Annotated in this window: 8 protein-coding genes and 1 pseudogene; 5 read left to right on the top strand and 4 right to left on the bottom strand. The window is 42.0% G+C overall.

Annotated elements, in window-relative coordinates; translation table 11 throughout:
* Positions 1-364: 364 nt before the first annotated feature.
* Together RMY63_RS11115 and RMY63_RS11110 are read right to left on the bottom strand one after the other, a co-directional pair.
* Positions 365-679: a hypothetical protein gene (locus RMY63_RS11115; RefSeq protein WP_322728755.1), complete on the bottom strand. Its 315-nt coding sequence runs from the start codon at positions 677-679 to the stop codon at positions 365-367.
* 250 nt (positions 680-929) lie between these two features.
* Positions 930-1,016 (bottom strand): hypothetical protein, encoded by an 87-nt coding sequence (locus RMY63_RS11110; protein ID WP_416212507.1) that lies wholly within the window; start codon positions 1,014-1,016, stop codon positions 930-932.
* Positions 1,017-1,549: 533 nt separating this feature from the next.
* On the opposite strand from RMY63_RS11110, the gene RMY63_RS11105 reads away from it, so the two are divergent.
* The 4 genes and pseudogenes from RMY63_RS11105 to RMY63_RS11090 all read left to right on the top strand — a co-directional run.
* Complete coding sequence (locus tag RMY63_RS11105; RefSeq protein WP_322728754.1) at positions 1,550-3,256, top strand: efflux RND transporter periplasmic adaptor subunit; 1,707 nt, start codon at positions 1,550-1,552, stop codon at positions 3,254-3,256.
* 207 nt (positions 3,257-3,463) lie between these two features.
* The gene (locus RMY63_RS11100; protein WP_322728753.1) at positions 3,464-4,090 is read left to right on the top strand and encodes a class I SAM-dependent methyltransferase; all 627 of its coding nucleotides are present in this window, start codon (positions 3,464-3,466) and stop codon (positions 4,088-4,090) included.
* Positions 4,091-4,151: 61 nt separating this feature from the next.
* Positions 4,152-7,307, top strand: coding sequence for an efflux RND transporter permease subunit (locus tag RMY63_RS11095; RefSeq protein ID WP_322728752.1), 3,156 nt, complete (start codon positions 4,152-4,154; stop codon positions 7,305-7,307).
* Between the two features lie 101 nt (positions 7,308-7,408).
* Positions 7,409-7,645: pseudogene (locus tag RMY63_RS11090) on the top strand (sigma-70 domain-containing protein); the annotation flags it as partial.
* Positions 7,646-7,651: 6 nt separating this feature from the next.
* Here RMY63_RS11090 and RMY63_RS11085 read toward each other — a convergent pair.
* Entirely contained in the window at positions 7,652-8,455 is an 804-nt protein-coding gene (locus RMY63_RS11085; protein ID WP_322728751.1) for a sulfite exporter TauE/SafE family protein, read from the bottom strand.
* A gap of 335 nt (positions 8,456-8,790) precedes the next feature.
* Positions 8,791-11,265, bottom strand: a complete 2,475-nt coding sequence (locus tag RMY63_RS11080; protein ID WP_322728750.1) for a heavy metal translocating P-type ATPase — start codon at positions 11,263-11,265, stop codon at positions 8,791-8,793.
* Between the two features lie 132 nt (positions 11,266-11,397).
* On the opposite strand from RMY63_RS11080, the gene RMY63_RS11075 reads away from it, so the two are divergent.
* Entirely contained in the window at positions 11,398-11,793 is a 396-nt protein-coding gene (locus RMY63_RS11075; protein ID WP_322728749.1) for a metalloregulator ArsR/SmtB family transcription factor, read from the top strand.
* Positions 11,794-12,151 lie beyond the last annotated feature (358 nt).

Below are 12,151 nucleotides of genomic sequence, written 5' to 3'. Positions count from 1 at the left end.
TGTTACAATTGTCACTCCAGTACAAGTCTACAATCTCGTCTCCCGGCAATGGCAACCAGGAGTGGTGAAGGACTACTGGGAGCTAGGGAGCTTTCTGGAGGTGTGCTGTAGGAGGTGGGGGCTTTTATGTTTTCAGTGCAGGAGTATGTGGCGGTTTTTGTTGGGGTAGGGAGAAGGATTTGAATTGAACTTAGTTATGATAAATATCAAAATCTTATGGTTTAGCTAAGGAACTTAAGCTAAACCATAAGATGACTTCCTTAGCAATTAATTCATTAGTCTGTTTCGGCGAGGCTTTTCTAAAGACTCTTAGTTTTTTCTAGCATTTTAAAAATGTGTTTCTCGCCGAGGAATTTATCAAGCTCTATCTTGATGGACTGTCTTGATTGTTCATCATTCCCGGCATATTGTTCATCATTCCTGGCATTTTATTCATCATTGCTTGGCAACACTTACATCCAGTTTGGTTTGGCTGCTGTGGTGTTTGATTCGTTGGCGCTGTTCTTTGGCTGGTCAGCACTTGAATTAGTTTTGCTTCGTTTACAGCCCTGGCGGGTTGATTCGGGGTTACAGTTCCCTTGGGTGTGTTGGCAAAGGAAGCGGTAGTGGTTAACGTAAGCAATGCAAAACTAGCTACGGCTCCACTCAATACTGTCTTAACGCCTGTACTGATGTTCATTTTTTTACTTTCAATTATTCTGTTAAGTTAGTAGTCTACAAGAAACTAAAGTCATTCTAAAGTCTCTATTCGGGTATATAGTCAATTAATAAATTTATTAGTCTCGGAAATTGTGAACAGGTATATTAGAGCAAGCAACTTCCTCAATCAAACTACAAAGCTCTTTATTGCAAGGATTATTCAAAGGTCGGTTTGCCCAACACTGTTGATATGCCTCTAGCTCATCCTTCAATTCTTTCATACGATAAATCTACTCCTCAAGATGAGCAATTTTCTGTTTGAGTAAGTCCCGAACTAGTGGACAAGCAGGGTCGCCTTGGGAACGGATGCCTAGCACTTGTTGAATTTCAGACAGGGGAACAAAGATATAATAGCGTCTTTTGTCGTATTTCTCGTTGCTTTTCCAGTGTTGATGGGTATTGTGATCGCTTCAGGAATCTTCCGGCTTGTGGTTTGGTGACAGGAATAATTGGTGGGGTAGTTGTTGGGGATATTTCTAGATTAACGTCAGTTCGGGTTAAGAAGATTTATTCAGCATTCGTTGACGGAAACGACGTAAACACGTTGACATATCTTAGAATCAAGCAACGGTGTAATAAGGGTTTCAGCTTATCCCGAACTCAGGTTGGATTAGCATTGCAAGTTAGTGGGTCAGCTGCTTGAATGCTAATCTCTCGTCCTAATTTCATCCCAATTTCATATTTGTGTGAAAAACTATTAAGTTAAGTGGTTAAGTTGGTTTCGCAAACAAATTCCAAGAGCGAAACCGCTAGCTAGCTTGCCAAAAGCGGTTCCCCAAATCCCGCTCAAAAAGTTAATCAAGTTTAAGCATAAATCTACACTATAGTAACTCGAGGACACAAAATAGCGATGGGAATCTCTAAAAGTCTCCAACCACCTACAGCAATTCGTTGTGTTTCCGGCACAGTCCTAAGCCTTTTATTACTGACAACTCCCACAGCTGTGTTAGCTGGTGCTGAACACGACCATAGCGGTGCAAGTTCATTTCAGGGTGGTGGAAGCGAAGCAAGTGGTTCTGTCGAAGTTGATGCCGAAACCGCCCAGAGGTTGGGAATTAAAGTCGAGCCAGTGAAACGGCAACGGCTGGCTTTGGGTATTAAAAGCACTGGACAGATTGAAACCTTACCTAGCCAAAAAGTGGAAGTGAATACTCCAATTACAGGGGCAAAAGTGGTTGAATTGTTGGTAGAACCCGGTGCTGTAGTCAAAAAAGGCCAACCCCTTGCCGTTGTCACTAGTCCTGACTTGGTGGAGTTACGGGTTAGTTCCCAAGAAAAACGAGCGGAAGCTATAGCTTCTTTGCAGCAAGCGCAAGCCGATTCCAGATTAGCTCAACAAAATTATCAAAGGTATTGGCAAATATCTAACGCCGATATTGCCCAAGCACAAAGCCAGGTAGCATTTGCTGAAGAAAAATATAATAAGGATTTACAGTTAGTTAATGAAGGCGCTTTACCACGTCGCAACGCGCTCGAATCTCAAACACAATTAGCACAAGCAAAAGCCAAACTCACCTCAGCCAACAGCAGACGAGATATCATTGAAAGTGAAGCTCAAATGAAACGCGCTCAGTCTGCTGTTCAAGTAGCACAAGAGCGTTTACGTCTTAGTGATTCTGCTTATAATACTAGACTGCAACAAATAGGCAACCGTCCTAACGCCAACGGACTGGTCACAGTGACTGCTCCCATCTCCGGTAAAGTTGCCGATCGCGAAGTTACCCTTGGTCAAACTTTTAATGATGCAGGTGGCACACTCATGACTATTGTCAATGATAGTCGGGTTTTTGCCACAGCCAATATTTATGAAAAAGATTTAGACAAAGTAAAAGTAGGTCAAAGAGTAAGTCTAAAAGTTGCTAGCTTACCAGACCGTACCTTTTCTGGAAAGGTTACACAGATTGGTGCGGTAGTACAAGGGGAAACACGGGTTATCTCAGTCCAAGCTGAAGTAAATAACCCAGGCGGACAACTCAAACCCGGAATGTTCGCCGAATTGCAGGTATTAACAAACCAAGCATCTGCACCTGTATTGGCGGTTCCTAGCTCGGCTGTAGTCGATGCGAATGGGAAAAAAATGGTCTACATCCAAAATGGGAACGCTTTTCAATCTGCGGAAGTCACCTTGGGTCAAACCTCTGGGGACATGGTTGAGGTGAAGACGGGTTTGTTTGAAGAAGATGCGATCGTCACCCAACGTGCGCCCCAACTTTACGCTCAATCATTGCGGGGTGGTAGTAAACCAAAAGAAGAAGAACACAACGAAGAAAGTGATTCTCATGCAGAAGAAACTGAAGTTAAAACTAACAGTTTCTCACCACCCTTGTGGTTAACAGCAGGTGGAGGAGCAGCACTTGCGACAGTTGCTTTCATGGGAGGTGCTTTTTGGTCTAATCGTCGTACCCGTTCACGTTTAGTACCAGCAGGTAATTTAGAGTACGACGGGTTCAATTATGAAACAGAGGTTTATCTCGATAACCACAAGCAACCAACCCTGTCTACTTCTGATAAAAATGTTGAGGAGCATGATCGTCCTCGACATTCAGATGGTAGTTAGTGATTAGCGAAGTTGCAGATAATACCTGAAGTTTGGTTCTGTTAGATTTTCTAATATTAAACCAACCTACAGCAAGAATATTTAGATTGTGAACAGACAGTTTGTAAATCTCACGCTCCAGACGCAGAGAGTATAAGAATGTAGTTTGTTCATATCCTATTTAGGAATGCTGTAAATTTATAAAAACTATCAACTCCCTGTGTACTTATGAGTGAGACAGTAGTTCGCCAACAGTATGACCAAATGGCGCATTTCTATGACCAGCGCTGGAATACTTATATTACCAAGACACTTACTTTTCTCAAAACTTGGGTGCATATCTCACCACAAGCCACAATTCTTGATGTCGCCTGTGGAACAGGGGAATTTGAGCATTTACTACTCAATGACAATCCAACGCAACAGATTATTGGAGTAGATATTTCTGAAAATATGCTGCTCGTTGCTAAACAGAAATGTCGTAATTACCCTAATGTTTCGTTTTCCACTGCATCGGCATCGGCATTACCTTTTAGTAGTAGCAGTTTTGATGTAGTTGTATCTGCTAATTCGTTTCACTATTTTGATGATCCCGATGCTGCATTGGCGGAAATGAAAAGGGTTCTCAAGCCTGATGGTAAATTAATAATTTTGGATTGGTGCAGAGATTATATTTTGTGTAAAATATGCGACTTTTTATTGAAAATATTTGATTCCGGACACAAGCAGTGTTACTCCCAAGCTGAATTTCATCAACTGCTTACTTCCTCAAGCTTTGAAATCTGTGGCGCAACTAAAGTTCGCCTTGGGTTGATTTGGGGCTTGATGTTAGCAACAGCCACACCTAATATTTAAATTTACTTACCCGTTTATCAGAAATAAACAAACCCTTCGCCATTTCTTAACCAAAAACCAAATGATTAGTACAGTTGCTAGATGGGTAATCTCTCGACGCTGGCTTATAGTAATTGCTGCGCTCATTTCCACATTAGTCATCATCTTTAATACCATTCCCAAAATGCCACTGGATGTTTTTCCAGCCTTTGCACCTCCCCAAGTCGAAATTGAGACAGCAGCCCCTGGACTAGCACCAGAAGAAATCGAATCTTTGGTGACATTACCAATTGAAAGTGCCATTAATGGAACTCCAGGCTTAACTACTGTTCGTTCCTCTTCTTCAGCCGGACTTTCTGTAGTCAGAGTTGTTTTTGGCTGGGGAACAGATATCTTTCAAGCCCGCCAGTTGATACAAGAACGACTGCAACAAGCTGTAAGCAAGCTACCAGAAGGAGTTGAAACCCCACGAATTGCCCCCACAAGCTCCCCCATCGGTACTGTATTAAAGTACGCCTTGACTGTGGAAGGGGAAGGCAATAACCAATCTGCTACTAAAATCGACCTCATGGAAGTCCGCAGAATTGTTGATTGGCAAGTGACGAATCGCCTTTTAGCAGTTCCCGGTGTCAGTCAGGTACTTGTGTATGGCGGCGATGTGCGTCAGTATCAAGTGTTAGTAGACCTCAACAAACTACAAGCTTTTAATGTATCTTTACAACAGGTAAGTGAAGCTGTACAGGCGGCAAATGTCAATGCTCCTGGTGGCTTTTTGACTACTCCTGATAAACAAACTTTAATTCGGGGAATTGGGCGGATTGAATCCCTTGATGATCTTCAACAATCTGTCATTGTCGCCCGTCAAGGAACGCCCGTCCGCCTGGGAGATGTCGCCCAAGTGCAAATTGGTGGTGCTGTGAAAATCGGCGATGGTAGTTTAAATGGGAAAGATGCTGTTGTGGTGATGGTGAATAAACAACCCCTAGCTGATACTCCCACCGTCACCCGCGCTATTGAAGCCGCAATATCTGAGCTAAAAGCAGGTTTACCGAAAGAAATTAAAGTAAATCAAACCTTCCGCCAAGCAGATTATATCGATACTTCGGTGGAAAATGTCAGGTCAGCCTTGGTGGAAGGTAGTATCATTGCAGCAGTTATCCTCATCCCTTTTTTAATGAATTGGCGGACTCTTGGAGTTGTGCTGTTGAATTTTGCCCTGACTTTTATATTTTCATTGCAAGTATTATCTTTTCTGGGCTTAGGGTTGAATACAATGACTTTGGGAGGATTAGCGATCGCCATTGGTACAGCGATCGATGATGCCATTGTCTATGCAGAAAATGTTTTTCGTTTGTTGCGACAAAATAAATACTCTCCCAACCCTCGTCCAGTACTGGAAATTGTTTTTGAAGGAGTACAGGAAGTCCAGGAATCTCTAATTGGGGCAACTTTAATTACTATAGTCGTCTTTTCTCCAATATTTGCCCTCGCTGGTGTGGAAGGTCGGATTTTTGGCCCAATGGGTCTTAGTTATCTGGTGGTAGTTGTAGTCTCTAGCTTAGAAGCGCTGCTTGTAAGTCCGGCTTTATGTGCAATTTTATTACCTCACAATAAAATGTCAGTGAGGGAACCTTTTGTACCAAGAGTTTGTAAAAGGATTTATTACCCTTTTCTCGATTTTGCTATCAGAAATTCGATAGTTGTTATTACTGTGGCTGCGGCGGGAATGATAGCAGGAATTATTATTTTCCCAGCTTTAGGACGGGCATTTCTACCTGAATTCCAAGAAACAACTTTGGTAAATACCTTAGCACTTTATCCAGGTACATCTTTAGAAGCTACCAATAGTGCTGCTTTTGCTTTGGAAGATAAACTCAAAGACGACCCTAGATTAAAGTATATTCAATTACGCGCCGGACGCGCCCCCAATGATGCAGATGCTGCACCTGTGAATTTGGCTCACCTTGATATTGGGTTGAGTGACAAAGGAATGAAAAATCGCGCAGCTACTGTAGAATGGTTGCGCGAAGAGTTTAACGAAATACCAGGAGCTGCATCTAATATTGGTGGATTTATTGCTCACCGTATTGATGAAATTTTGTCTGGGGTCAGGAGTCAAATCGCGGTCAAAATTTTTGGTTCCGACTTAGAAGAACTTCGCAAGCTTGGAAAGCAAGTTGAAGACGCAATAAAATCTATTCCGGGAATTGTAGATTTACAGCTCGAACCACAGATCCCTATTGAACAAATTCAAATTAAGTTTGACCGTGTTGCTGCATCTCGCTACGGTTTAACTATTGGACAATTATCTAATATCATTGAAACTGCGCTCAATGGAAAAGTAGTCTCTCAAGTTTTAGAGAAGCAACAAAGTTTTGATTTGGTTGTGTGGTTGCAACCACAGTATCGCAACAATCTACAAACAATTGAAAATTTGTTAGTTGATACCCCTGATGGAAATAAAATCCCTTTAGCTAAAGTTGCTACGGTTGCTTATGGCACTGGGCCGAATACTATCAATCGGGAAAATGTTTCACGTTTAATTGTGGTATCTGCTAACGCTAAAGGCAGAGATTTGCGTTCTGTAGTAACAGATATTCAAAATAAAGTTAAGGCACAAGTGCAACTTACTCCAGGTTATTTTATCCAATATGGAGGTCAATTTGAAGCAGAAGAACGAGCCTCACAAAATATTCTGGTTTTCAGTGCTATTTCCTTTGTTGTGATTACAGTACTAATGTATCTTTCTGTAAAATCAATTGCTTCAACAGCGATGATTATGATTAACTTGCCCATTGCATTAGTGGGTGGAGTAATTGCGGTAGCTTTTACAGGTGGAGTTGTTTCTGTAGCCTCATTGGTAGGATTTGTAACTTTGTTTGGTGTGGCTACTCGAAACGGATTATTATTAGTAGATAATTACACTACAAAAGTTGCGATAGGAATGTCTTTAAAAGAAGTATTAATTGCTGGGTCAATGGAACGACTCAACGCTATTTTGATGACATCTTTAACTTCAGCTTTGGGTTTAGTTCCGTTGATAATTTCAGTGGGGCCAGGGAAGGAAATTTTGCAACCTCTTTCGATTGTAGTGTTAGGTGGGTTGTTTACTTCTACGGCGTTAACTTTACTGGTTTTACCTGCTTTGTACTCAAAGTTTGGTAGGTTTTTGTTACCTAAGCGAAGTGCGGCTGTTGTGGAAAATGGGAAGGTAGCAGAATCTGTGTTGGAAAATTGATTTTGGGGATAGGGATGAAATGCGAATTTTACAGCTTTCATCTCCTGAAGCAAGGAACTTCCAAAAATATTCACTCTTCCTCTGATTTGTGGAAATTCAAAATTCACATCGCTGATAAACTGAACAAAATCAAGTGTGCCCAGCGAGAGTTATCTCAAAAACTTGGTTACATCGCTGGCGTGACTGAAATTGCCCAAGCACTCAATCCGGAACCCAGTCAGATTCGAGAATGTTTGCAGCTTGTTCGTCAACCTGTTTCCTTAGATATGCGAATTGGGTTTGAGCAGGATACTCAATTGCAGGATATGCTGGAGAATGATGGAATATCTCCCGAACGAGTCCCTTTAGACTAAAGGTGTTAATTCACCAGTAGTACTAGTTGACTGATTAGGCTGTAGAGATTTACGTAGTGTTACAATTGTAAGAATACTCACAACTGTAAGATAAATACGTTGTAGCCAGATAGTACTCAAGCTAAGGGTGATACGTCCGCCAATGATTCCACCTACAAACATTGTAAGACCAAGAATCATACCCAACTTGTAATCAATAATGCCTTGTATCATGAATATGATAGTGGCAACCAACGAGGAAAATATATTAATAAGCTTAGTCGTAGCTATTGCTTGAACAAATGTCATGCGAAATAACATCACGTAGGCTGCTGTGAGTAAAGTCACATAACCGCCACTGAAAAAGCCACCGTAAATACCAAGAATGAAGGTGACTACATAGCCTGCAATTTCTGCTATCCGTGAAGGTATTGCCTCTGCTGGGACTATTCCGGCTTTCCTGTTCGCAATTGATAGCACCGTAACTACAATCATCGAAATAGAAATAATAAGTGGCATTGACCTTGAAGGCACAACCAAAACAAGTAACGCTCCGACAATTGATGCAATTAGGGTTAGAACTATCAATAGTGGTAAGCGACGGCGGTCAATTACTCCTTTCCCAATAAAAGGTAATGTACCACCAACACTCATCAAAGTTAATGCCAGCATATTAGTAGCTAGGGCGGTACGCGGTTCAATCCTGAATTGAAGCATTACAGGTACAGTAATTAAAGAAGTGCTACCAGTGATAACGCTGATGACGCTTGCTATCAAAAAAACTGTAATCAGGATAAGCAATTGGGTAGTTATCAAGACATTACTCTTTAAAACTATAGTTTGTCGGTCAAGCTACTGGAGTTATTAATAAAGGTAAATTAGCATAAAAAGTCTCGCTAGTAGCAATGGCACAAGATGTCAGCTTCCCTAGCATCACCCCAGGCTGTAATGCAGGCGAATCTTCCTGTTTACGAGGTTGAGAGTAGGTTTGCAAGTAAGTGAAGTATAAATGCAGAACTCAAAATCAAATATACAAACTTTCTGCCTCATGCCTCACAACCTGTAAATTTGTACTTCATACAAACGAAAACTGCTGTATCTTTAATTATGGCGTTCGCGTAGCGGCTGCTTTGCAGCATCACCCGCTAATATTAATCCTTGACAGCCTTGGTTCTAAATAGCCGCATTCCATTTGCAGTAACTAATAAGGAAGTCCCTGTATCTGCTAAAACAGCTACAGCTAACCCAACAAACCCAAAGGTTCCTAATAGCAGAAACAAACCTTTTGTTACTAAAGAAAAGACAACATTCTGTTGAATTACAGATACAGTGCGACGGCTGAGTTCTACTGCATAAGCAAGTCGTCTCAGATCACTTCCTACGATCACGACATCTGCTGTCTCCAGAGCAATATCTATTCCACCAACTGCAAAACTAATATCCGCAGCAGCAAGCGCAGGAGCATCGTTAATACCATCTCCAACCATACCTACAACTCCTGTTTGACGCAGAAGTTGAATTTCTTCAAGTTTATCTTTTGGTAGCAGTTCTGCCCGGTACTCTGTAATTCCAACTTGCTGGGCAATCTGAAGAGCAACGGCAGTACGATCGCCCGTTAGCATTACTAATCGCTTTAATCCAACCCGCTTCAACTGTCGCAGGGCTTCCGTCGCTTCCAAGCGAATACCATCAGAGAGTGCGATCGCTCCTAATAACCCTTCATTTGTTCCTACCAGCACCGGAATTTGACCGAGTTGTTCAATAGAAGCTAACAAATATTCAGCTTCACCAGATAAGCGAATACCTTGGTCTAAAAACAACCGTTGATTGCCTATGAAGTATAACTGTTCCTTAAAGTTCGCCTGAATCCCTTTCCCAGGTAGTGCAGTAAAGTTAATAGGTGTTTCTAACTCCATCCCTTGATCGTGAGCCTTGGCTACAATTGCCTTGGAGAGAGGATGCTCAGACTGTTGCTCAACTGAAGCTGCAATCAGTAATACCATGTTCGCGCTTACCTTGCCAAGGTCATAAACCTTCTGTACAACGGGTAGTCCTTGCGTAATCGTACCAGTTTTATCAAAAGCAAAAGTAGTCAAACGTCCAGCCGTTTCCAGCGCATTACCCCCTTTGAACAAAACGCCCTTACGAGTTGCTGCACCAATGGCGCTAACAATCGAGACAGGAGTAGAAATTACTAAAGCACAGGGGCAGGCTATTACTAGCATTACTAGTGCCCGGTAAAGCCAGACGTTGAACGATTGAGCAAATGCCAAGGTTGGTATTAAAGCAATGGCGATCGCTCCTAAAATGACTATCGGTGTGTAGACCTGTGCAAACTTATCCACCCACTGCTGCGAGGGTGCGCGGCTTTCTTGAGCTTGTTCCACAAGATTAATAATTTTGGCAACAGTTGTATCGCTAGCAGTGTGAGTAACTTTGACTTCTAAAAAGCCTGTCTGATTCAGTGTCCCAGCAAAAACATTATCACCTGGAGCTTTATCTGCTGGAATTGATTCTCCTGTAATTGGAGACTGATCGATGGCGCTTGCGCCAGAAACAACTACACCATCCAAGGCCACACGCTGTCCTGGTCGAATTGTTAAAGTTTCACCTAGCTGAATACTTTCGACGGAAACTGTCACCTCCTGACCATTCCGCTTGACGGTAGCAGTGGGCGGAGTCAAATCCATCAGAGAGCGAATGGCATTGCGAGTGCGACCAAAGGTGAAAACTTGCAGTGTTGTACCCAAAGTGAACAAAAAGACGACTAGCGCCCCTTCAAACCAGTCCCCTAAAATTACAGCCCCGATTACTGAAATCGTCATCAGCAGATTCATATCGGCGCGGCGCAAGCGCAATTCAAACAAACCAGCCCGTGCGATCGGATAGCCAGCAATTACTATGCCGATGCCATAGAAAGCCCGTGCTATCCAAATAGGTAGCGCTAGATTTTGAGAAATTAAGCCCAAAACTAAGCCTATACCTGCAAGTATGACACTCTGCCCCCGGCGATTTTCAATCCAGAATCTCCAGCTTGCCAGGTCTGACTTTTGTTTTGGCTTGTTTATTGGCTTTTCATGTTGGTGTTCGTAGTCACGATCGCCTACGGCAGGCGTTTCGCCATCGCAAGAATCAGTATGATGATGGGAACTTGCCTCAACACCCTTCTCAACTGTATAACCCAAACTTTTAATCTGGTCAGAAATTGCCGTCTCATTTACCAGTTGCGGGTCATAGGATACTTGCAAACGAACGCTTGCAAAGCTGACCGATGCTTCTTTTACGCCTATTATCTTCTGCACCCCAGCCTCAATCGTCTTGGCACAACTGCCACAATCCATCCCGCCGATTTGTAGTTGTAGCGTTTTCACAGGAGTTACATCGACGTTATGGTCATGACTCTGTTCAACCGTATAACCCAAACTTCTAATTTGGTCATAGATAGTCTTTTCACTCAAGACTTCTGGGTTATAGGAAACCCTGGCTTTGCCTGTCGTAAAGTTTACTTTTACTTCTGTAACACCATTTAACTGCTGCAAACCGACTTCAATCGTCTTGGCGCAGCTTCCGCAGTCCATACCACCAATTTGCAAAGTTTGGGTTTTGAGGGAAGGAGTTTGAGTCATGGCAGCTTTACAACCAAGGCGAAAAGGTTAACTGCCAATATTCTAATACAACAATTGAATAGATGTTCAACTGTACAATAGTTTAATTTTAGTTAAAATTGAAAGTGATAACCATTGCCTATACTTAATGCCATGAACAAGCGCCAAAGCGAAGAACAGTTGGAATTGCTTCAGAATGCAGGCGTACCAAAGTGTGATACCCATTTGGTGCATCTGGATAATGTGCGGTCAATTCAAACACAAATCTTGTCTATAGACAAGGCAAAACAAATGGCAGAAGTCTTTGGAATACTTGGAGATCCGAATCGTCTGCGACTGATATCAGCTTTGGCCTTCCAAGAATTATGTGTTTGTGATTTAGCTGCATTGATGAAAATGACGGAATCAGCTGTTTCTCATCAATTGCGATTATTAAAAGCGATGCGTTTAGTCAGTTATCGTCGAGAAGGTAAAAATGTTTATTACAGTTTGGCTGACAATCACATCATCAATTTATATTGCTCTTTGGCAGAACATTTAGATAAGTAAAATGAACCAACAATGGCATATATAAAAATATTTACCAAGTATATAGGAATTATACTTAAATTTTATTAAACCTACTGAGAAACAAACCTTTGTATGGCAAGCTTCTAGCCAATTTGATTTTTCAAAAATCAAATATGAGTCCTATATGGCATTAGCAAAATACGGTGACGTAGAGATGTAGACTTATCATGAGCTGCGGGATGAGAGTAGCGATCGCCTCCATTTGGCAAAGTAAAAAATGCCGTGTATGGCAGCCACTTTCACGCCTATTGGCTGGGTTTCAATCTCTAAGTTTCTTGAAACCGCTTAGGATGGATCTAGTCGAGAACAATCCCGTGCATCTGTCTTGATATATCTA

The sequence above is a fragment of the Nostoc sp. ChiQUE01b genome (assembly GCF_034531255.1).
GTDB lineage: Bacteria > Cyanobacteriota > Cyanobacteriia > Cyanobacteriales > Nostocaceae > Nostoc.
This window is presented reverse-complemented; position numbering and strand designations above follow the sequence as displayed.